General features: G+C 61.3%; 20 protein-coding genes. 10 read left to right on the top strand and 10 right to left on the bottom strand.

Annotated elements, in window-relative coordinates; translation table 11 throughout:
- Positions 1-45: 45 nt before the first annotated feature.
- From coaBC to ACM62R_RS10950, 3 genes are read right to left on the bottom strand one after another with little or no spacing between them, the layout of a single operon-like run.
- Entirely contained in the window at positions 46-1266 is a 1221-nt protein-coding gene (gene coaBC / locus ACM62R_RS10960) for a bifunctional phosphopantothenoylcysteine decarboxylase/phosphopantothenate--cysteine ligase CoaBC (protein WP_415184096.1), read from the bottom strand.
- Positions 1267-1323: 57 nt separating this feature from the next.
- Positions 1324-2127 carry a ChaN family lipoprotein gene (locus ACM62R_RS10955; protein WP_415184095.1) on the bottom strand — a complete coding sequence of 268 codons (804 nt, stop codon included), beginning with the start codon at positions 2125-2127 and terminating at the stop codon, positions 1324-1326.
- A complete protein-coding gene (locus ACM62R_RS10950) occupies positions 2124-3002 on the bottom strand; it encodes an RNA polymerase factor sigma-32 (RefSeq protein ID WP_415184094.1) in 879 nt (292 codons plus the stop codon). Before ACM62R_RS10950 ends, ACM62R_RS10955 begins: the two co-directional genes overlap by 4 nt.
- A 190-nt stretch (positions 3003-3192) precedes the next feature.
- On the opposite strand from ACM62R_RS10950, the gene ACM62R_RS10945 reads away from it, so the two are divergent.
- Positions 3193-4707: a YifB family Mg chelatase-like AAA ATPase gene (locus tag ACM62R_RS10945; protein ID WP_415184093.1), complete on the top strand. Its 1515-nt coding sequence runs from the start codon at positions 3193-3195 to the stop codon at positions 4705-4707.
- Positions 4708-4725: 18 nt separating this feature from the next.
- Here the strand turns inward: ACM62R_RS10945 and gshB are convergent, their stop codons facing one another.
- The 3 genes from gshB to rsmI all read right to left on the bottom strand — a co-directional run bounded on the left by gshB (position 4726) and on the right by rsmI (position 6977).
- Positions 4726-5670 carry a glutathione synthase gene (gshB, locus tag ACM62R_RS10940; RefSeq protein ID WP_415184092.1) on the bottom strand — a complete coding sequence of 315 codons (945 nt, stop codon included), beginning with the start codon at positions 5668-5670 and terminating at the stop codon, positions 4726-4728.
- Positions 5671-5742: 72 nt separating this feature from the next.
- Entirely contained in the window at positions 5743-6099 is a 357-nt protein-coding gene (locus tag ACM62R_RS10935; RefSeq protein ID WP_415184091.1) for a YraN family protein, read from the bottom strand.
- Positions 6096-6977, bottom strand: coding sequence for a 16S rRNA (cytidine(1402)-2'-O)-methyltransferase (gene rsmI, locus ACM62R_RS10930; protein ID WP_415184090.1), 882 nt, complete (start codon positions 6975-6977; stop codon positions 6096-6098). The genes ACM62R_RS10935 and rsmI overlap by 4 nt, the downstream gene beginning before the upstream one ends.
- 103 nt (positions 6978-7080) lie before the next feature.
- Here rsmI and ACM62R_RS10925 point away from each other — a divergent pair, with 103 nt between their 5' ends.
- Genes ACM62R_RS10925 through murJ form a run of 3 tightly spaced genes read left to right on the top strand, consistent with a single transcriptional unit; the run spans position 7081 to position 12622 of the window.
- Positions 7081-8262 (top strand): penicillin-binding protein activator, encoded by a 1182-nt coding sequence (locus ACM62R_RS10925; protein ID WP_415184089.1) that lies wholly within the window; start codon positions 7081-7083, stop codon positions 8260-8262.
- A gap of 26 nt (positions 8263-8288) precedes the next feature.
- Complete coding sequence (locus ACM62R_RS10920) at positions 8289-11072, top strand: [protein-PII] uridylyltransferase (protein WP_415184088.1); 2784 nt, start codon at positions 8289-8291, stop codon at positions 11070-11072.
- On the top strand, positions 11072-12622 hold the full coding sequence (gene murJ / locus ACM62R_RS10915) for a murein biosynthesis integral membrane protein MurJ (RefSeq protein ID WP_415184087.1): 1551 nt from the start codon (positions 11072-11074) through the stop codon (positions 12620-12622). The genes ACM62R_RS10920 and murJ overlap by 1 nt, the downstream gene beginning before the upstream one ends.
- A 4-nt stretch (positions 12623-12626) precedes the next feature.
- Here the strand turns inward: murJ and ACM62R_RS10910 are convergent, their stop codons facing one another.
- Entirely contained in the window at positions 12627-13313 is a 687-nt protein-coding gene (locus tag ACM62R_RS10910) for a rhomboid family intramembrane serine protease (RefSeq protein ID WP_415184086.1), read from the bottom strand.
- Between the two features lie 114 nt (positions 13314-13427).
- Between ACM62R_RS10910 and trpS the strand changes: the two genes are divergently transcribed.
- On the top strand, positions 13428-14468 hold the full coding sequence (gene trpS / locus ACM62R_RS10905) for a tryptophan--tRNA ligase (protein WP_415184085.1): 1041 nt from the start codon (positions 13428-13430) through the stop codon (positions 14466-14468).
- Positions 14469-14531: 63 nt separating this feature from the next.
- Here the strand turns inward: trpS and ACM62R_RS10900 are convergent, their stop codons facing one another.
- From ACM62R_RS10900 to ACM62R_RS10890, 3 genes are read right to left on the bottom strand one after another with little or no spacing between them, the layout of a single operon-like run.
- Positions 14532-15839: an MATE family efflux transporter gene (locus tag ACM62R_RS10900; RefSeq protein WP_415184084.1), complete on the bottom strand. Its 1308-nt coding sequence runs from the start codon at positions 15837-15839 to the stop codon at positions 14532-14534.
- Entirely contained in the window at positions 15832-16368 is a 537-nt protein-coding gene (locus ACM62R_RS10895) for a PaaI family thioesterase (RefSeq protein ID WP_415184083.1), read from the bottom strand. The genes ACM62R_RS10900 and ACM62R_RS10895 overlap by 8 nt, the downstream gene beginning before the upstream one ends.
- Positions 16365-16829, bottom strand: coding sequence for a PaaI family thioesterase (locus tag ACM62R_RS10890; protein WP_415184082.1), 465 nt, complete (start codon positions 16827-16829; stop codon positions 16365-16367). Before ACM62R_RS10890 ends, ACM62R_RS10895 begins: the two co-directional genes overlap by 4 nt.
- Before the next feature lie 171 nt (positions 16830-17000).
- On the opposite strand from ACM62R_RS10890, the gene ACM62R_RS10885 reads away from it, so the two are divergent.
- From ACM62R_RS10885 to ACM62R_RS10865, 5 genes are all read left to right on the top strand, one after another.
- Positions 17001-17369, top strand: a complete 369-nt coding sequence (locus ACM62R_RS10885) for a MerR family transcriptional regulator (protein ID WP_415184081.1) — start codon at positions 17001-17003, stop codon at positions 17367-17369.
- Positions 17370-17549: 180 nt separating this feature from the next.
- Positions 17550-17951 carry a MerR family transcriptional regulator gene (locus ACM62R_RS10880; protein ID WP_415184080.1) on the top strand — a complete coding sequence of 134 codons (402 nt, stop codon included), beginning with the start codon at positions 17550-17552 and terminating at the stop codon, positions 17949-17951.
- A 24-nt stretch (positions 17952-17975) separates the two neighbouring features.
- A complete protein-coding gene (locus tag ACM62R_RS10875) occupies positions 17976-19754 on the top strand; it encodes an acyl-CoA dehydrogenase C-terminal domain-containing protein (RefSeq protein WP_415184079.1) in 1779 nt (592 codons plus the stop codon).
- Positions 19755-19814: 60 nt separating this feature from the next.
- Positions 19815-20027 (top strand): hypothetical protein, encoded by a 213-nt coding sequence (locus ACM62R_RS10870; RefSeq protein WP_415184078.1) that lies wholly within the window; start codon positions 19815-19817, stop codon positions 20025-20027.
- 268 nt (positions 20028-20295) lie between these two features.
- A partial coding sequence (locus tag ACM62R_RS10865) for a glutathione S-transferase N-terminal domain-containing protein (protein WP_415184077.1) occupies positions 20296-20605 on the top strand: 310 nt, incomplete at its 3' end.

Below are 20605 nucleotides of genomic sequence, written 5' to 3'. Positions count from 1 at the left end.
ACTTGCCAGCGCAGGCGCCATGCAACGTGTATTTACTGCGGGTTCTCAGACGTCATCAACAGCCTGAAGCCGCCCCAACGCCTCGGCAATGCGTTGCGCCAATCGGCGGCCCACCGCATCCTTCCCCATCCGCGGCCAGCTTTCCGCACCACCCGCGTCAATAACCGTCACCGCGTTTTCCGCCCCGCCCATGATGCCGGTGGCCGGGCTGACATCATTGGCGATAATCCAGTCACAGCCCTTGCGGGCCCGTTTTGCCTTGGCATGGGCCAGCACATCATGCGTTTCGGCAGCAAAGCCCACCACAAGGCCGGGGCGCCCGGCATCCATCTGGCTGACGGTCGCCAGAATGTCGGGGTTTTCGGCAAACTCCAGTGCCGGGGCGCGGCCCGAGCCGTCCTTTTTCATCTTTTGTCCGGCGGCATTGGCCACGCGCCAATCTGCCACGGCTGCGGCAAAGACCGCCGCATCGGCGGGCAACGCCTGCTGAACCGCCGCCAGCATCTGCGCGGCCGTCTCCACCGCAACAACCTGCACCCCCGCCGGTGGCGGCACGGATGCCGGGCCGGTCACGAACGTCACCCGCGCGCCCAGATCGCGCAGCGCGGCGGCCAGTGCGGCCCCTTGCGCCCCGGACGAGCGGTTGGCGATATAGCGCACCGGGTCAATCGGTTCATGCGTCGGCCCCGAGGTCACCAGAACATGCCGCCCCGTCAGCGGCCCGGCCCCCAGCGCGGCGGCGACCGCGTCGACAATTTCCAGCGGCTCGGCCATTCGGCCGGGGCCAAATTCGCCGCAGGCCATGTCGCCGTCATTCGGGCCGACAAACAGCACCCCGTCATCCGCCAACACGGCGCGGTTGCGCACGGTGGCCGGGTGCTGCCACATGCGCACATTCATGGCCGGGGCCAGCAGCACGCGTTTGTCGGTAGCCATCAGCAGTGTCGAGGCCAGATCATTGGCCAACCCCGCCACCATCTTGCCCATCAGATCAGCCGTCGCAGGGGCCACCACCACCAGATCGGCCGCGCGTGACAGTTGGATATGGCCCATTTCGGCCTCGGCGGTCAGATCAAAGAGGTCCGTATAACACTTTGCCCCCGCCAGCGCCGACACCGACAGCGGCGTGACAAATTCCGCCCCAGCACGCGTCAGAACCGGCACCACCGAGGCGCCACGCGCGCGTAACCGCCGGATCAGATCAAGCGTTTTATAAGCCGCAATTCCGCCACCGATGATCAGGAGTATCTTTTTATCCGCCAGCATCGTGCCCTCCGCTTTGCCCCAGCTTTAGGCGCGAGGGGGAACAGGCGCAAGCGCGCGCTACTTTTGAAAGGTCAGGCAGGGGTCTTCGCGGGGTGCCGGGTCGGTGACGATCCACAGATCATAGGGTTGGGGGCCCGTGGCCGGGCGCTCCAACTGGCCCAGCGAAAGGACGGAACGCTCAGGCGCGACACGGCGCAGCACGGCGGGCAACCCGGTATCAATGCGCGCATGGCCGGTACCGGTGATAACGGCCACAGGCCCGCCTGTCAGTTCCAGCGCCTGCAAGGCCGCCCGCGCAAAAGCCGCGTCACGCAATCGCTGCGCCTCGACCATTCCGGGCAGCATTTCGGCGGGAAGCGCGTTGCAATGGGCCGCCATCTGTTCGGCCTCAAGCGCGGATTGTAGCGCGGGGGGCAGCGGCTCGGTCAGGCCAAAACGCGCAGCCTCGGGGCCGAAAACGGCGGCGGCGCCCTCGCTCATGGCGCGGCGGACATCATCACGCGCCAGCGCACCACCGACGACCAACGCGTCGGGCGCTGCCGCAAAAATCGGGGCGTAAAGCGCAAAATCGGGCCAGCCGGCCTCGGCCCAGCCCAAGGCCTTACCCAATGCCACCGGATCGCCGGCACGCAATTGTGGCGTCGCTTGCGCGGCCTGATCGGGGGTCAGCATCTCAAACACCAGCGCCTTGGGGGCCAAAGCGGCCACCGCGCGCGCCTGATTGACATGATGGGCGGGATTGTCATGCACCTCACCCAAAACGACGATTTCCGCCGAAAGCGTATCAAGCGCGTCAGCCGTCACCTCGACGGCATGGGCGGGGAAAGCCAACAACAGCAAGGCAAGGGTCAGGTGCTTCATACGAAGAACTGATGTACCTCGGCGCCATGCGTTTCAAGGCTTTTGCGCATCTTGCCAAAGGCCTGAACCTCAAGTTGACGGACCCGCTCCTTTGACAGGCGCAACTCGGTTCCAAGCGATTCAAGGGTGCGCGGGTCGTCGCGCAGGCGGCGCTCTGCGACAATGAACCGCTCTCGCGGGCTTAGAACGGCCAAAGCCTGCCCCAACCAGCCGCGCATCAGCGCCCCATCGTGCGCCTCGGCGACCAGTTCGGCAGCGCCCGGACCATCATCTTCCAGCGCCTCGATCCATTCGCGGCCCTCTTCGTCCGACGATTGCGTGGCGTTCAGCGAAAAATCCGACCCGGCAAGACGTCCATGCATCAGTTCGACATCGGCCAGCGGCACCCCGATTTCCGCAGCAATACGCTGGCGTAGTTGAAACCCGTCAAGATGCTCGCCCTCTGCCTCGGCCTCGCGCTCAAGCTGCGCCTGCACCCGGCGCATGTTGAAAAACAGCGCCTTTTGCGCACTGGTAGATCCGGTGCGCACCATCGACCAGTTGCGCATCACGAAATCCTGAATGCTGGCCTTGATCCACCAGACGGCATAGGTCGAAAACCGGACGCCGCGTTCGGGGTCAAATTTATCGGCGGCCTTCAACAAGCCCAAGGACGCCTCTTGGATCAGGTCGTTCATCGGCGCGCCGTAGCGCCGAAACTTTGACGCCATCGAAATCGCAAGCCGCATATAGGCGGTCACAAGCCGGTGTAGCGCAGCCTCGTCGCGGTGGTCGCGCCAAGCGCGGGCCAACGCCACTTCGGTTTCGGCATCCAGCATCTCCGCGCGCATCGCGTGACGCGGTAACGTTTCATCGGTCATTCCATCGAGTGCCATCTCAGCCTCCCGGGTCTCCCACCCACTGATTGCGGTGCACTGCCCTTTCACTATGCCTGATACGAAGGGCGCTGTCTTGTGGATCACGCAAAATTTCATTTATCGCGTGACAGCGGGCCTTGATGGCAAATTAACGCTTCTTAAACCTTCCCCCCCTAGCCGTTAACCTTGACTGAAGCAGGGGTGGGACATGGTAGCGCGCGCCTATACGGTGGCCTTCGAAGGGGTCGACGCCCGCATGGTTGAGGTGCAATGCGCCATTGCGCCCGGTATGCCGGGTTTCGCCATCGTCGGGTTGCCAGACAAGGCGGTCTCTGAAGCCCGCGAACGGGTCCGCGCGGCGCTGAATGGGTTGGCCATCGCCCTGCCCTCAAAGAAAATCACGGTAAACCTGTCGCCTGCGGATCTGCCCAAAGAGGGGTCTCACTTCGACCTTCCGATCGCCCTTGCCTTGCTTGCCGCTATTGAAATCCTGCCCTCTGACGCGGTCGCAGGCTGTGTCGCACTGGGCGAGCTGTCTTTGGATGGGCGGTTGGTACCCGTGGTGGGCGCGCTGCCCGCCGCCCTTGCCGCGGCGGCAGAGGAACGCGCCTTGATCTGCCCTCGCGCTTGTGGCGCCGAGGCTGCATGGGTTGGCGCAACCGCGGTCTTTGCCCCGTCCACGCTGGCCGAGACCATCGGCCATTTCACTGGTCGCCAGCCCCTCACACCGGCAGAGCCCGGCGAGGTAACACAGACTGGCACCATTCGTGATCTGCGCGATGTAAAGGGGCAGGAAAGGGCCAAACGCGCACTGGAGATTGCAGCCGCGGGGCGGCACCATTTACTGATGGTCGGGCCACCGGGGTCTGGAAAATCAATGCTGGCAGCACGAATTCCAGGCATTTTGCCGCCTTTATCGGCAGCGGAAGCCCTGGAAACCTCTATGATACACTCCCTGTCGGGATTGCTGTCCGAAGGGGGAATATCGCGTGCGCGCCCCTTTCGCGAACCGCATCATACCGCCTCGATGGCCGCTATCGTAGGGGGCGGGCGCGGCGCAAAACCCGGCGAAATCAGCCTTGCGCACAATGGTGTGCTGTTCATGGATGAATTTCCCGAATTTTCCCGCGCGGTGCTGGAAACCCTGCGTCAACCGATTGAAACCGGAGAAGTGGTCGTGGCACGCGCCAATGCTCATATCCGCTACCCCTGCCGATTTCTTTTGGTAGCTGCGGCAAACCCTTGCAAATGCGGTTACCTATCGGATCCGTCCCGCGCCTGTGCACGAGTGCCGAATTGTGGCGAGGATTACCTTGGCAAGATCTCTGGGCCGCTCATGGACCGTTTCGATTTGCGTATTGAGGTGCCGGCGGTTGCCTATTCTGACTTGGACCTGCCCGCCACTGGCGAGTCAACAGCCGTTATCGCCAAAAGGGTGATTGCAGCCCGCGACCGCCAACTGGCCCGATTTGAAGGCCATGCGAACATCCGGGTAAACGCCGAAGCCGAGGGCGCCCTGCTTGAAAATATAGCCGCCCCCGACACCGAAGGTCGCGCGCTGTTGGCGCGGGTCGCTGATCGCTTCGGGCTAACCGCCCGGGGCTATCACCGGGTCTTGCGGGTCGCGCGCACAATCGCGGATCTGGACGCGGCTGACCGCGTCGCCGCCCCGCATATTGCCGAGGCAGTCAGCTTTCGCCTGTCGCTTCGCGTCGGGCAATAGTGGCGCGGCCTACCCCCCTCAGACGGCGCGCTTTTCCTCGATAACCTGCCATATCTTCGCGGCAATATTTACACCGTCGAACCGCTCCAGCTCCAGAATGCCTGTGGGAGAGGTCACGTTGATTTCGGTCAGCCAGTCACCAATCACATCAATACCAACGAAAACCTGCCCCTTTTCGCGCAAGACCGGGCCGATAATGGCGCAGATTTCGCGATCACGCGCCGTCAGGCCAACTTTCTCGGGGCGCCCCCCGACATGCATGTTTGACCGCGTCTCGCCCGGCGCCGGAACCCGGTTGATCGCTCCAACGGGTTCGCCGTTGACCAAAATGATTCTCTTATCGCCTTTTGAGACGTCGGGAATGAACTTTTGCGCAATCAACGGCTCGCGGCTAAGGCTGACAAACAGTTCGTGCAGCGACGCAAGATTGCGGTCATTCGGATCCAGCCGGAACACCCCGGCCCCGCCATTGCCGTAAAGTGGCTTCAGGATGATATCGCCATGCTTCGCCTTGAACGCCCGAATCGTTTCCAGATCGCGCGCAACCAAGGTGGGCGGAGTCAGGTCAGGAAAGTCGAGCACCAACAGCTTTTCGGGCGAATTGCGTACCCAAAACGGATCGTTGACCACCAGCACCGCAGGATGAATCCGGTCCAGAAGGTGCGTCGTGGTGATGTAGCCCATGTCAAAAGGCGGGTCCTGACGAAGCCAAACCACATCCCATTCGGCAAGATCCACCTCGACCTCATTTCCCAACGTGAAATGATTCCCGCCTTCACGCCGCACCGTCAGCGGCCAGCCACGCGCCAGAATCCGCCCCTCACGGTAAGAAAGCTTGTCGGGCGTATAGTAAAATAAACTATGCCCACGCGCCTGCGCCTCTTCCGCAATGCGGAAGGTACTGTCGGCGTCAATATTGACCGCGCCAATCGGATCCATCTGGATCGCAACCTTCAAAGCCATGCGCCACCCCCTTTGCTGTCCTTTAAATGACCCAGCCGGTGGGGCGATGCAATCACCGTCGTAATATCGGCATCAGTCGAAACCAAACGCATTTTCCAGAATCTCGATCCGCCCGACCGAATCAACCAATGCCACGTCGAATCGAACTTCCGTCATTTGCCCAGCGGGTTCACCCGCAATGAATTCGCCGGCTGAGGCGTAGATACGATCCATTTGCCGTCGTGATAGTCGCTCTACCGCCCGTGCATGGCTTGTCGATTTTTTTACCTCAATAAAAACCACCGCGTCCCCATCACGCGCGACAAGGTCGATCTCGCCACCTGTGCCGCGCCAGCGCCGCGCGGCAATGCATTTACCTGAACGCTGGTAATGCGCTGCGACCTGCGCTTCTGCCGCCAAGCCACCATGGTAAGATACTGCACCACTCATCCATCTTTCTCCATCGCCAAGGCGGCCTGATACACCTCGCGCCGCGGCAATCCCAGCGCCTCGGCAACCTCGCTAGCCGCATCCTTTACACTCATTCGGCCCAAACGCTCCTTCAACGCCGCAGCCACATCCTCGGGGCTGGCCCGTCGGCTATGCGCGCGGTCAACAACCACGACTATTTCACCCTTGACCGGTTGCCCTTCATAACCCGCGGCAAGATCGGCCAGGGTTCCCCTGCGTATCTCCTCGAATCGTTTGGTCAGTTCGCGGCACACAGCCGCCTGTCGCTCTCCTCCCAACTCTGACACCAAATCCCCTAACATTTCCCCAACGCGTTTGGGTGATTCATAAAATATCAGCGTCGCGGGTATCTTTGCCAATTCGGTCAACCATTTTCGGCGTGCTGATTTCGTGTTGGGCGGGAATCCGGCAAACAGAAAACGATCCGAAGGTAGCCCGGAAACCGTCAGCGCCGCCAGCACGGCCGAAGGACCGGGGGCGGCATAGACCGCAACGCCGGCTTCGATAGCGGCGCGACCCAGTTGATAGCCGGGGTCCGCCACCAGCGGCGTGCCGGCCTCTGATGCGTAGGCCAGGCTTTTACCCTCGGCCAGTTGACGCATCAGATAGGGGCGCTGTGCCTCGCCGTTGTGGTCGTGATAGGCCACCACACGGCGGCCGTTCAGCGGCACGCCATGGATCTCCATCAGGTGGCGCAGGGTGCGCGTATCTTCGGCGGCAAGCACGTCGGCGGTCGCCAGGATATCCAATGCCCGCAGCGTGATATCGCGTGCGGCGCCAATCGGCGTTGCGATGAAATGCAGCCCCGGTGCCAGCGTGCCCGGCAAAGTTCCGCCCGGACGTCGTTCGTCTGTCATTTCTATTCGCCTCATATCGGTTGCAAAGTTTACTTCGCGCCATGGACCGCTTAGGGTTTATCCTAGATTGTCCCCCATGTATTCCTGATCCAAGGACCGCACCATGATTTCCCTTTTGCGTAATCCCCGCAAGCCTTTGCTGAGAATCACCGCAATACTGTCTGCGGTCTGGTTGGCTGCCTGCGAGCCCGTTTCGGGCATTGGTGGCAACGCTGGTCCCTCGATCAACACTGGCGCGGCGGTGCCGGTCGCGCTGCTTGTTCCGGCTGGGTCGGGCAATTCGGGCGATGAGGTTCTGGCGCGGTCACTGCGGCAGGCGGCAGAGCTGGCCATATCGGATCTTCGCGGCGTAAAGATTGATCTGCGTGTTTATAACACTGGTGGCAATCCAGCCCAAGCCGCACAAACCGCCTCGCAAGCGGTGGATGAGGGCGCCAAGATCATTCTGGGCCCGGTCTTTGCCGAGGCCGCCAACGCGGCGGGTCTTGCCGTGGCATCGCGTGGGGTGAACGTGCTGTCGTTTTCAAACAACACCGATATTGCCGGTGGCAACGTCTTTGTTCTGGGGCCAAGTTTTCCCAACACAGCCAATCGCTTAGTCAACTATGCTGCGGCAAAGGGCAAGCGCCGGATCATGGTCGTGCATGAACAGACCACCGCCGGCGACGCCGGTGCCCGCGCGATTGAGCGCGCGATTGCACGGTCAGGCGCCTCAATGGTTGGCAAAGCCTCGTTCCCGTTCTCGCAGCAAGGGGTGGTGAACGCGATCCCGGCCATCGCCGCAAGGGCGAAAGGCGGCGATGTGGATGCGCTGTTCTTGACTGCAGACACGGCAGGCGCGCTGCCCCTCTTGGCGCAGATGTTGCCGGAACAGGGCGTCAACCCCGATACGGTCAAGTTCCTGGGCCTGACGCGTTGGGATATTCCGCCTGCGACGCTGTCGCTTCCGGGGGTTCAAGGGGGCTGGTTTGCGATGCCGGACCCTAACCTGAACAAGCAGTTCCAGTCGCGCTATCAGGCCGCCTTTGGCGAGCCGCCGCACCCGATTTCGGGGCTGGCCTACGATGGAATTGCCGCCATTGGCGCCTTGGTGCGCGCCGGCAAGTCTGACGCGCTGACCCGTGGCGCCCTGACCCAAGGCGCGGGTTTTGTGGGTGTGAACGGCATTTTCCGGTTGCGCGCTGACGGCACAAACGAACGCGGCCTTGCCGTGGCCGAAATTCGCAACGGTCAGGCCGTTGTGATTGACGCCGCCCCCCGTAACTTTGGCGGCGCCGGGTTCTGACCCGCCCCGCCCGAGACAGAGCCATCGTGCCCATTAGAAAACCCGCCCCAGAGGCTGCGTTCCCCCTTGGTCCCACCCCTTCGGGGGCGGGGCCGGTGTTTGATCTGACCGCCTTTGGCGCCGAGGTGGAGGCCGCGCTTTCCGGGATCTCGGATCACCGCGACATTCGTGCCACCGCCGTGCGGCTGTTGGCCGAGGCCCGCCAGACCGCAACCAACACGATCGAGGCACATTTTGCCACACACCCCCGCGCCGCGCGCGAGGTGGTGCGTGCCTATTCCGCGCTTGCGGATGCCACTGTCACGACCGTCATGGATGTGGCCACCCGGTTCTTGCACCGCCTGCCCAACCCCAGCGATGTCGAACGGCTGGCCGTGGTCGCGGTGGGGGGCTATGGCCGCGCGGAAATGGCGCCGTATTCTGACATGGACCTATTGTTCCTGACCCCTTGGAAAATAACCCCCTGGGCGGAAAGCGTGATCGAAAGCATGCTTTACATGCTGTGGGATCTGAAACTGAAAGTCGGCCATTCGTCACGCACCGTGGCCGATTGCCTGCGCCTTGGCCGGGAAGATTACACCATCCGCACCGCGCTTTTGGAACATCGTTTTGTTGCTGGCGACGCCCCTTTGGCCGACGAGCTGCGCGAACGGCTTCGCCAGGATCTGTTTCGCGGCACCGGCCCCGAGTTTATCGAGGCCAAGCTGATTGAACGTGACACCCGCCACGAACGCCAGGGCGGCCAGCGCTATGTGCTGGAACCCAACGTAAAGGAAGGCAAGGGCGGGCTGCGCGATCTGCAGACGCTCTATTGGATCTCAAAGTATATCCATCAGGTAGACCGCGCCGCCGAATTGGTCGGTCTTGGGGTGTTCTCTGCCGAAGAATACCAGAACTTTGCACTGGCCGAAGACTTCCTTTGGGCGGTGCGCTGCCATTTGCACCTGATTTCCAAACGCGCCAATGATCGGTTGACTTTCGATATGCAGGTCGAGGTCGCACAGCGCATGGGGTATCAAGACACTGCGGGCCGCCGCGCGGTTGAGGTCTTCATGCAAGACTATTTTCGCCATGCCACCCGGGTGGGCGAACTGACAAGGGTCTTTCTGACCTCGCTAGAGGCTCGCCACGTCAAGCGCCAGCCGATGCTGGAACGTATCTTTCGCCGCCGTCGAAAACTGAAACCCGGCTTTCGAGATGAGGGGAACCGGCTTCAAATCGTCGATCAGAAGGCATTTTTGAAAGACCCGCTGAACCTGCTGCGCATCTTTGAAGAGGCGCTTCGCACAGGGATGCTGATCCACCCCGAGGCGATGCGTATTGTTACGGCGAACCTGGATCTTATTGACGATACGGTGCGTGAAAACCGCGAAGCTGTCCGAATGTTTCTGGATCTGTTGCTGAAACACGGCAACCCCGAACGCGCCCTGCGCCGGATGAACGAGCTGGGCGTTCTGGCCGCCTTCATCCCCGAATTCGAGCCGATCGTGGCGATGATGCAGTTCAACGTCTATCACCACTACACCGTGGACGAACACACCATCCAGTGCATCTCGACACTGGCCCAGATCGAGCGCGGCGAGCTGATCGAAAAGTTGCCGCTGACCACGGAAATTCTCAAGAACGGGATCAATCGAAAGGTCATCTACATCGCGCTCTTGTTGCATGACATCGGCAAGGGCCGCCCCGAAGATCATTCCATTCTGGGGGCGCAGATTGCCCGAAAGGTGGCACCCCGCCTGGGCCTGAACAGTGAAGAATGCGGAACCGTCGAATGGCTGGTGCGCTATCATCTGCTGATGTCGGACATGGCGCAGAAACGCGATCTGGCAGACCCGCGCACGATCCGCGATTTTGCCAAGGTGGTAAAAACCAAGCGGCGGCTGGATCTGCTGACGGTGCTGACCGTTTGCGACATCCGCGGCGTTGGCCCCGGCACATGGAACAACTGGAAGGCAATGTTGATCCGCCGCCTGCATCAGGAAACCGCCGCCGCGCTGGAAACCGGGCTTGAGGCCGTCAACCGCAGCCAACGCGAAGATGCGGCCAAACGCGCGGTACGCGAAGCCTTGACGGACTGGGATCAAAAAGACGTCCGCACCGAACTGTCGCGCCATTACGCCCCCTACTGGCAAGGGTTGTCCACCGCGACGCAAGTGGTCTTTGCCCGGCTGCTGAAGGGTCTGGGCGAAAATGAGATCCGCATTGACCTGCACCCCGACCCCGACCATGACGCCACCCGCGCCACCTTTGCCCTGGCCGATCATCCGGGCATCTTTTCGCGGTTGGCGGGGGCGTTGACACTGGTCGGCGCCAATGTCGTTGACGCGCGCACCTATACCTCAAAAGACGGCTACGCGACCGCCGTGTTCTGGGTTCAGGACAGCGAGGGGCGCCCCTATGAGGTTGATCGTCTGCCCCGCCTGCGCGGCATGATCAAAAAAACGCTGAACGGCGAGGTTGTTGCCCGCGAAGCCCTGAAGACCCGCGACAAGGTGAAAAAGCGCGAAAGCCAGTTCCGCTTTCCGACCCATATCAGTATCGACAACGAAGGCTCCGAAATCTACACCATCATCGAGGTCGACACCCGCGACCGGCCCGGCCTGCTATATGACCTGACGCGCACACTTGCCAATAACAGCATTTACATTGCCAGCGCGGTGATTGCCACTTTTGGCGCGCAGGTGGTGGATGCGTTTTATGTCAAGGACATGTTCGGGTTGAAGCTGCATTCAAAGCAAAAGCAGGAAGCGCTGGAAAAAAAGCTGCGCCAAGCGATTGCCGAAGGCGCCGAAAGGGCGCGCGGCTGATGTCACATATCCGGCTGGTAAAGGGCTTTGTGACGGTCGGCGGCTGGACCTTGGGCAGCCGCCTGGTCGGGTTCATCCGCGATGTGATGATGGCCGCCTATCTGGGCGCAGGCCCGGTGGCCGAGGCGTTTTTGATCGCGTTTTCGCTACCCAATATGTTTCGCCGCTTTTTTGCCGAGGGCGCGTTCAACATGGCCTTCGTGCCGATGTTCTCGAAAAAGCTGGAAGGGGGCGAAGACGCGCAGGGCTTTGCCCGCGATGCCTATTGGGGCATGGCCGGGGTTTTACTGGTTTTCACCATGGTGGGCATGCTGGCGATGCCGCTTTTGGTGCTGGCCATGGCCTCGGGCTTTCGTGGGGACGAGCGTTTCGGGTTGGCGGTAATTTTCGGCAATATCACCTTTCCCTATATCCTGTTCATTTCCCTGACGGCGCTGCTGTCGGGGATGCTGAATGCGGCGGGGCGGTTCGTGGCCACGGCGGCGGTGCCGATCCTGATGAACGCGCTCTTTATCGTGGCGATGTTGCTGGCCGATCATCTTGGCTGGCCGATGGGGATGACGCTGGCCTGGACGGTGCCGGTTTCGGGGGTGGCGCAGCTGTGGTTCACCTGGGTCGCGGTGCGCCGCGCCGGGTATCGGCTGCGGTTTGAATGGCCCCGCCTGACCCCGGATCTGCGGCGGCTGGCAGTGATCGCCGCCCCCGCGATGCTGGCCGGCGGGGTAGTGCAGATCAACCTGATCGTCGGGCGGCAAGTTGCCAGTTTTACCGATGGCGCCGTGGCGTGGCTGTCATACGCCGACCGGCTTTATCAACTGCCGCTGGGGGTGGTGGGGATCGCCATTGGCGTGGTGCTGCTGCCCGATCTGTCGCGCCGCCTGCGTGCCGGCGATACCGAGGGCGGCCGCGCCAGCTTTAACCGGGGGGCAGAGTTTGCACTGATGCTGACGGTGCCTGCGGCTGTTGCGCTGGTGGTGATCGCCTATCCGCTGGTCAGTGTACTGTTTGAGCGCGGCGCCTTTGACAAGGCCGACAGTATCAATACCGCCTGGGCGCTGGCGGCTTATGGGGTGGGCCTGCCCGCCTTTGTGCTACACAAGGTCTTGCAACCGCTTTATTACGCGCGCGAAGACACCCGCCGCCCCTTTTATTTCGCGGTCGTCTCCATGTTGGTCAATGCCGGGCTGGCGCTGGGTCTGATGCCGGTGCTGGGGTATCTGGCGGCGGCACTTGCCACGACGCTGGCGGCCTGGGCAATGGTCGCGCAGCTTTGGTGGGGTACGCGCGCCATGGGCGATGCGGTGCGCACAGACGCGCGGTTCCGCGCCCGCGTCTGGCGTATCGTGCTGGCGGCACTGGGAATGGGCCTGTGTCTGGCGGTGGTGGCCAGAATATTGGCACCGATGCTGGCCGATGGCGGCGCGCGCTATCTGGCGCTGTCGATTCTGGTCGCGGTGGGGATTGTCAGCTATTTCGGCCTTGGAACGCTGATCGGGGCCTTTCGCCTGACAGATTTCCGCGCGGCGCTGAAACGCGCGCCGCGCGGCTGATGTTTCACCGCCGCCGCAACCGCTCGACCGCCTTGCCCCAGCCGCCCGGTGCCACAATGAACGACAGGGCAAACCCGGTCACAAAACCCGACAGTTCCGCGATCCAGTAGGGCTGACCGCCGAAAAGCAGACCAAACACCAACTGGATGCCCAGCAAGAACCCGATAAGCGTAAAGGCGCGGGCGCGGTTGGCGTTGACCATGCCAAGCCGTGTCCACAAGATCCATGTGAACGCCCCCACCAGCCCGTAAACCGCAGGATACCCGCCGATCAGCGGCTGTGACATGCCCGGCACCGCCGTATAAGCCAACGCCCCGACGATTGCCGAGCCAAAAAATACCGTCAGAACCGCCCAGCCGCGAAACACCTCGCCCACCATCTTGCCCAGCGCCAGAATAAACACGAGAACCAGCAGCGCGTGGGTAAAGCTCATATGCACGAACGGGTAGGTCACGAACCGAACCATTTGTGATGCGGGAAACTGCCCCGCCTCGATCATCGCGCGCAAGATGCCGGGTGCAAAGGAAAACCGCTGCAAGGCATCCAACCGCCAGCCTACTGCCAACGCGCCGCCCGCCAGCCCACTTTGACCCAGCCCCAACACCACTTCCATTGCCACAACCGGCAGGGCCAGCGCCCAAACTACCGGTGGCAGCGGATTGATCGGTGATGTGTCGTAACCATCGCGCATCGCATTCTCCCCAGGGTCGCGGGCCACACGCTTGGTTGACGCTGGCCCCGCCCAAAGCGATAAGGCAGCGCGCCGGGTTTTTCCAGCCCGCCCTTGTTTTCAGGAGCCTGCCCCATGACCGCCGCCAACGCCGCCTTCACACCTCGCATCTTTTCCGGCATCCAGCCCTCGGGGGGGTTGACGCTGGGTAACTATCTGGGCGCGCTTAAGCGATTTGCCGAAAAGCAGAATGAAGGAATCGAGACGGTCTACTGCCTTGTCGATTTGCACGCGATCACCGTTTGGCAAGACCCGCAGGCGCTGCGCCATCAGACGCGTGAGGCCGCGGCAGGGTTCATCGCGTCGGGAATTGATCCGGCGCGGTCCATCCTGTTCAACCAAAGCCAGGTCAGTGCCCATGCCGAATTGGCCTGGCTTTTGAACTGCGTCGCACGTCTGGGCTGGATGAACCGGATGACCCAGTTCAAGGACAAGGCCGGCAAGAACAGTGAACATGTCTCGTTGGGGCTTTATGCCTACCCGTCCCTGATGGCGGCAGATATTCTGCTTTACCACGCGACGATGGTGCCGGTTGGCGAAGACCAAAAACAGCATGTGGAACTGACCCGCGACATCGCCGCAAAGTTCAATCATGACTATGGGGTTGAATTCTTTCCCATCCCCGACCCCGTTATCGAAGGCGCTGCGACGCGGGTGATGAGCCTGCGCGACGGCTCGAAGAAAATGTCGAAATCTGATCCGTCGGACGCCAGCCGCATCAACCTGACAGACAGCGCCGATATGATCGCCGGCAAAATTCGCAAGGCCCGCACCGACGCCGAGCCGCTACCCGAGGATCTGGAGGGGCTGAAAGACCGCCCCGAGGCCCGCAATCTGGTCAATATCTATGCCGCCCTGTCCGGCGAAACCGCGCAGCAGGTGGTCAGCCGCTTTGCCGGGCAGGGTTTTGGCGCGTTCAAACCGGCACTGGCCGATCTGGCGGTGGCCCGGCTGGAGCCAATCTCGTCCGAGATGACGCGCCTGATGGCCGACCCGGCAGAAATTGACCGGATCCTGGGCGAAGGTGCCGAACGGGCCGATGCAATCGCCCGCCCGAACCTGGAGCGAACCTATGAGATCATGGGGATGGTGCGGTCGCGCCCGTCACGCAACTGACCTTATCCGCAAGGCGCCGGTGGTTGCGCGATTTGGGGCTCCCGGGGCATTGCCCCGGCAAGGTCAACTGGCGGCCTTGGCTTCGGCGCGCGGGTATAGGGCCGCCATGACGACACCCCGGGTAGCGTTCAGCACGATCAGCGCTGCCCATAGGCCGTGGTTGCCGAAAACCGGCACCAACAGCACCAAAGCGGCCCCATATATGGCCACTGACAGCACCATCGCGCGCAGCATTTCCCGCGTCAGCGTGGCGCCAATGAAAATTCCGTCAAACATCCACCCGGCGATGCCAATCAGCGGCATCGCCACTATCCACGGCAGATAGGCGCGGGCGGTGCCGCGCACCTCAGAAGATGTCGTCATCAGATCAATGACAGCAGGGCCCACAAGCCAAAAGCCCAAGCCCAAAAGAACGGCGCATCCAACGCCCCACTGCGCAGCCAGCACCGAAGCGCGTCGAACAGCGGCAAGCAGGCGCGCCCCTACCGCCTGACCAACCAACGCCTCGGCAGCAAAGGCAAAACCGTCCAGCGCATAAGCGGTAATTTCCAGAAACTGCAACAAAACCTGATTGGCTGCCAAGGTGACATCCCCCTGCCCCGCCGCCAAAAACAGGAACGTGGCAAAGCTTCCCTGCAAAAGAACCGACCGCACCATGATATCCGTATTGACCCGCGCCATCCGCATCAGGCGAACGCGGTCAAAGATACGGGCCGCATCCCGCCAATAGCCGTCAAGAAAGGCACTGCGTGCCAACCAAAGGCCAAGGGCAAGGCCGCTCCATTCGGCAAGAAGCGTGGCTACCGCAACCCCTTCGACACCCCAGCCAAGGCCAAGCACGAACCACAGATCCAACGCGACATTCAGGCCGTTCATCCACAATTGCAGCACCAGAACGACACGCGTCCGCTCTAACGCGATAAGCCAGCCTGTCAGCGCAAAAAGCGCAATGGTGGCAGGCGCCCCCCAAATACGGATCACCATATAGGCCCGCGCCATTTCCTCGACTTCCACCGACGCGGGGGCCAGCCGAAGGGCTCCGGAAATCAGCGGAAATTGCAGCAAGACCAGCCCCAGCCCCGCCACCATCGCAATCAAAAGAGCGCGCATCAGGCCGGCGGCCACTTCGCCACGGTCACCCGCACCATGGGCCTGCGCAACCAACCCCGAGGTGCCCATCCGCAGGAAACCGAAAACCCAGTATAGCGAGGCCAGGATAATCGCGCCCAACCCGACCGCGCCTATTGGGGCGGCTTGCCCCAATTGCCCCACCACCCCGGTATCCACTGCCCCCAGTATCGGCACGGTCGCATTGGAAATGACAATAGGCAGAGCGATATTCAAAACCCTGCGGTGGGTCAGCTCAGCCATCGCCGTCAGGTATGGCAAGCGGCATCAGAAAATGCCCCGTGGCCTGCGCGAAGGGGCGCGCGCGGTTATCTTGCCACGCCTCCACATGGACGCTTGCATAACGCCGACCTGACCGATTGACCCGCGCCCGCGCATAAGCGTCGCGCGGCAGGCCCGAACGTAGATAATCCACGGTGAAATCAATCGTTTTGGGCAGACGGGGCAGGTGCAGCGGGTCCAGACGAGCAAGGTCGATACGGCCAGCCTCGATATCCTCGCGCAGGTAGGTCCAGCTTAGCTCGATAATGGCGGCAACCTCTAAAAATGCGGCCGTCACGCCCCCATGCAGCGCCGGGATCAACGGATTGCCGATCAGCTTTTCATCAAATGGCAAAATCGCCGTCAGCTCATCCCCGCGGCGGTCCAGTTCAAAACCCAGAAACTGAATATAGGGCACGCCGGACAGCAGCGCCTTCAACGCGGCATCGCGGCGGGCCTTGACCACCTGCATGGGTTCGGGGCGTTGGCGTTTTTCGGGTGTGCGGGTCATGGCTTGGCTTTTTTCGGACGCTCGATCGTGAAGGCGCCGGTAGCGCTGGCGACAGGATGGGTTTCATCGTCATCATAGGCCGTAGCGCGGACAAAGGCGACGCTGCGGGTTACATGATAGCAACTTGCCTTTGCGGTAATCCGCTGGCCCGGGGTGGCTGCGCGCATATAGTCGATGCGCAGATCAATGGTGGCAGTGCCGGCGGGCGCCTCGGGGTGGCTCATCACGGCGGCACCGCAACAGGTATCCATCAGCGCAGAAACCGCGCCGCCGTGAATTACCCCGGTTCGCGGATCCCCCACCAGCCGCAGATCATAGGGCATCGAAATGACCGAAGTGCCGTTGCCGATCATGTCCAACTGCATCCCCAATGCGCGGGAATGGGGAATCGCCTCGATGAACTGGCGCGCAAAACGGGCTTGGGCATCGGTGCAGTCAGGGCTGTCGCTATGTTCGCTCATCGGCTTCTCCTGGCGGTTGGGGTGACTATTCCGTCTTGATCGGGCTGCTGCAAGGGGTATCGTCGCGTCGCCCCATCATTCCCTCGGACCGCGATAAGACACCATACCGCGTACGTTCAAGGTTGAGTCGCCCGCGCCAACGCGCTAGCGTGCCCCGGCATGGAGGCACCGATGGCCGATCAGTTGAGCTTCAAGGAAATGTGCGCGCGGTTCGATGTGACGCCGCGAACCCTACGCTATTACGAATATATCGAGCTGTTGCACCCCCAAAAGGAAGGTCGCACCCGCTGGTATGGGCCGCGCGAACAGGCCCGGATGACGCTGATCATGCGGGGGCGTCGCTTTGGGTTTTCGCTGGAAGAGGTGCGGCAATGGCTGCTGCTTTACAGCGAAAAGGGCACGCACGAACAATACAACGTCTGGATCGAACTGGCCGACCGCCAACTGGACGTGCTGGAAAAACAGCGCAGCGATCTGGACGTAACCATCGCTGATCTGCGCAGCCTGCGCGATGAAACCGCCGCCTCGCTCAAGGGTTGATGGCGCTTCCCTCGCGTCACATTGTTGCGTAACGCAGCGTCAATCTTTCCTGACATTACGTCATCGCCGTTAGTGACGTCACGTTATAGTGACGCGCACGTCAACTTCGCTTGTAAGCTGCCCAAAGAGATCCGATTTGCGTTAGGGTGACGTTACGACACACACCCGAGGGGCAAAGGCATGAGTGATGATGATGTGATGACAATCCGCGAAATGTGCGATGCATTCGACGTAACGCCCCGCACGCTTCGCTTTTACGAGTCAAAGGAGCTGCTGTTTCCAATTCGCGAGGGGCAAAAGCGCCTGTTTACCCGGCGTGACCGTGGCCGATTGAAACTGATCCTGCGTGGCAAGCGTTTTGGTTTCAGCCTTGAGGATATTCGCCAGCTTCTGGATCTTTATGCGATGGGCGACCAGCAGCACACACAATTGGCCAAGACGCTGGTTGTTGCCCACGAACGCCTGGCTGAAATGACCCGCCAGCACGAAGAGCTTGGTCAGGCAATTGCCGAGCTGAGCGACCAGATTGCCTGGGGCGAAAAAGAGCTTGCCAACGCCGAAAAAGCCGCGCCCGCCACCTGACCGCCTGTTGATAGGGAGAAAGAGATGACCAGCTATACCGCCCCCACCAAGGACATGCAGTTTGTTCTGCACGAGGTTTTGAAAGTCACCGAAACCGGTCTTCCGGGCTATGAGGAACTGGAGCGCGACTTTACCGAAGCCGTCCTGGAGGCGGCAGGCAAAGTGGCATCAGAAGTGCTGGCCCCCCTGAACGCCGTAGGCGACACCAAGGGCTGCGTGCTGGAAAACGGCGTCGTGCATACGCCAGAAGGCTTTGATACCGCCTTTGCGGCGATGAAAGAAGGCGGTTGGACCGCCCTTGATCTTGACCCCGAATATGGCGGTCAGGGCATGCCCTACGTCATGGGCACCGCCGTAGGCGAGATGTTCGTCTCGGCCAACATGGCGTTCAACATGTATCAGGGCCTGACCCATGGTGCCTACTCGGCGATCCATGTGCATGGCACCGAGGACCAGAAACGCACCTATCTGCCAAAGATGGTCAGCTGCGACTGGACCGGCACGATGAACCTGACAGAACCCCACGCCGGCACCGACCTTGGCATGCTGCGCACCAAGGCCGAACCGCAGGATGATGGCAGCTACAAGATCACCGGACAAAAGATATTCATCTCGGCTGGCGACCATGATCTGGCCGAAAACATCATCCATCTGGTGCTGGCCAAGGCCCCCGGCGGCGGCGAAGGCACCAAAGGCATTTCACTATTCATCGTGCCGAAGGTTCTGGTAAAGGAAGACGGCACCTTGGGCGCGCGCAACGCCGTGACCGTCGGCCATATCGAAGAGAAAATGGGCATCCACGGCAATGCCACCTGCGTGATGAACTATGATGGCGCGACGGGCTACCTTCTGGGCGATCTACACAAAGGCATGCGCGCCATGTTCACCATGATGAACGAGGCCCGCCTGGGTGTCGGTCTGCAAGGCTACGCGGTAGCGGTCGGCGCCTATCAAAACGCGGTCGCCTACGCCAAAGAGCGGCTTCAAGGCCGCGCCGTGACCGGGGCTGAAAACCCGTCGGGCCCGGCCGATCCGCTGATCGTGCATCCCGATATCCGCCGCACCCTGATGGATCAGAAATCCTTTTTGGAGGGCGCCCGCGCCTTCACCTTATGGGGCGCGCATCTGATCGACCGCAGCCATCGCGCCAATGACGCCGATGCCGAAGGGCTGATCAGCCTGCTGACCCCCGTGCTGAAAGGCTTCCTGACGGATAAAGGCTTTGAAACCGCTGTAAACGCCCAGCAGGTCTACGGCGGCCACGGTTACATTGAAGAGTCGGGTATGTCGCAGTTCGTGCGCGATGCCCGGATCACGATGATCTATGAGGGCGCCAACGGCATTCAGGCGCTGGATCTTGTCGGCCGCAAACTGGCGCAGGACGGCGGCAAACATGTGATGGCCTTCTTTGATATGGTCAAGACCTTCCTCAAGGAGAACGAGGGCAACGAGGCCTTGAAAGAGAGTTTCCTCGACCCGCTGAAAGCGGCATCAAAAGACCTTCAGGCAGCGGGCATGTTCTTTATGGAAAAGGGTATGAAAAACCCCAACGCGGCACTGTCTGGATCTTATGACTTCATGCATCTTTTCGGCCATGTCTGCCTGGGGCTAATGTGGGCACGCATGGCCAGGGCCGCCGATGCGGCGTTGCAAGGCGGGACCACGGACAAGGCCTTTTACGAAACCAAGATCGCCACGGGTCGCTACTATATGGCACGACAGCTGCCAATGACCGCGACCCATCTGGCGCGGATCATCTCGGGCGCGGCGCCGGTCATGGCCCTTTCCGCAGATCAGTTCTAGGCTTTGCACCGATCAAGGTGGAAAGACCGTTTCCACCTTGATCGCCAAAAGGAGACCCACATGCCCAAACGCCTGCGCCTGACCCGTCGATTTCCCGTAGCCCTGACAAACGACGCCTACCGCATGTTGCAGCGCTTCGCCGCCGACGCCAAAATATCGACTGACGAGGCGCTGACCTTCCTGTTCGAAAATTTTGGCTCTGTCACCGACCAAGAGAACCTTGCCCATAGGCTCCGGTTATTTCAGGCGGAATTGGGCGACAGAAAAGCGTGAACTGGGGGGGGGCCAATCGATGCAGGAGTATTTAGACCAAAAAAAAAGCCAACGGCGCATCCCGGCCCCTGCCCCGGTCGGGCTTAAGTGGGCGCTCCACAACGGGCCGGGATGGCTTTTCTTTGGACGGTCATCGGCTCTCCAGCCTGTACCGCACCTTCGATGCTGACTTGTTAAGGTTAAGAATGTCTTATGTTTGGGCTTTTTTTTGGCCCAAATACTCAAATTCCCCGCTGCCATCGGGCGGCCCCTTTGAAAGGCTGGCACCATGACCGCAAAACTATACTGCTTTGGCGAATCGGGCAGCTCTTACAAGGTGGCATTAACGCTGTCTTTGGCCGAGATGGAATGGGAACCGATTTGGGTAGATTTTTTCAACGGCGAAGCGCGCACCCCTGAATATCAGGCGATCAACGAAATGGGCGAGGTGCCCGTATTGGTCGATGGCGATACGGTGCTGTCGCAGTCGGCGGTCATCCAGGACTACGTCAGTTCAAAGACCGGCAAACTGGGCGGACGATCCGCGGCCGAGCGGCGCGAGGTTTTGCGCTGGATGTTTTGGGACAATCACAAATTGT

The organism is Phaeovulum sp. (assembly GCF_047638075.1).
In the GTDB taxonomy this organism is placed as follows: Bacteria; Pseudomonadota; Alphaproteobacteria; order Rhodobacterales; family Rhodobacteraceae; genus UBA6197.
The sequence above is the reverse complement of the archived record's forward strand: the minus strand, read 5'-3'. Positions and strand labels throughout refer to the sequence as shown.

Coding starts and splice junctions, on each gene's coding strand:
- ACM62R_RS10925 (WP_415184089.1), top strand. CDS start 7,081: ATGATTTCCCTTTTGCGTAATCCCCGCAAGCCTTTGCTGAGAATCACC.
- gshB (WP_415184092.1), bottom strand. CDS start 5,670: ATGGCTTTGAAGGTTGCGATCCAGATGGATCCGATTGGCGCGGTCAAT.
- ACM62R_RS10935 (WP_415184091.1), bottom strand. CDS start 6,099: ATGAGTGGTGCAGTATCTTACCATGGTGGCTTGGCGGCAGAAGCGCAG.
- ACM62R_RS10880 (WP_415184080.1), top strand. CDS start 17,550: ATGAGTGATGATGATGTGATGACAATCCGCGAAATGTGCGATGCATTC.
- ACM62R_RS10885 (WP_415184081.1), top strand. CDS start 17,001: ATGGCCGATCAGTTGAGCTTCAAGGAAATGTGCGCGCGGTTCGATGTG.
- ACM62R_RS10870 (WP_415184078.1), top strand. CDS start 19,815: ATGCCCAAACGCCTGCGCCTGACCCGTCGATTTCCCGTAGCCCTGACA.
- trpS (WP_415184085.1), top strand. CDS start 13,428: ATGACCGCCGCCAACGCCGCCTTCACACCTCGCATCTTTTCCGGCATC.
- murJ (WP_415184087.1), top strand. CDS start 11,072: ATGTCACATATCCGGCTGGTAAAGGGCTTTGTGACGGTCGGCGGCTGG.
- ACM62R_RS10895 (WP_415184083.1), bottom strand. CDS start 16,368: ATGACCCGCACACCCGAAAAACGCCAACGCCCCGAACCCATGCAGGTG.
- ACM62R_RS10900 (WP_415184084.1), bottom strand. CDS start 15,839: ATGGCTGAGCTGACCCACCGCAGGGTTTTGAATATCGCTCTGCCTATT.
- ACM62R_RS10945 (WP_415184093.1), top strand. CDS start 3,193: ATGGTAGCGCGCGCCTATACGGTGGCCTTCGAAGGGGTCGACGCCCGC.
- ACM62R_RS10950 (WP_415184094.1), bottom strand. CDS start 3,002: ATGGCACTCGATGGAATGACCGATGAAACGTTACCGCGTCACGCGATG.
- ACM62R_RS10890 (WP_415184082.1), bottom strand. CDS start 16,829: ATGAGCGAACATAGCGACAGCCCTGACTGCACCGATGCCCAAGCCCGT.
- ACM62R_RS10910 (WP_415184086.1), bottom strand. CDS start 13,313: ATGCGCGATGGTTACGACACATCACCGATCAATCCGCTGCCACCGGTA.
- coaBC (WP_415184096.1), bottom strand. CDS start 1,266: ATGCTGGCGGATAAAAAGATACTCCTGATCATCGGTGGCGGAATTGCG.
- ACM62R_RS10955 (WP_415184095.1), bottom strand. CDS start 2,127: ATGAAGCACCTGACCCTTGCCTTGCTGTTGTTGGCTTTCCCCGCCCAT.
- ACM62R_RS10875 (WP_415184079.1), top strand. CDS start 17,976: ATGACCAGCTATACCGCCCCCACCAAGGACATGCAGTTTGTTCTGCAC.
- rsmI (WP_415184090.1), bottom strand. CDS start 6,977: ATGACAGACGAACGACGTCCGGGCGGAACTTTGCCGGGCACGCTGGCA.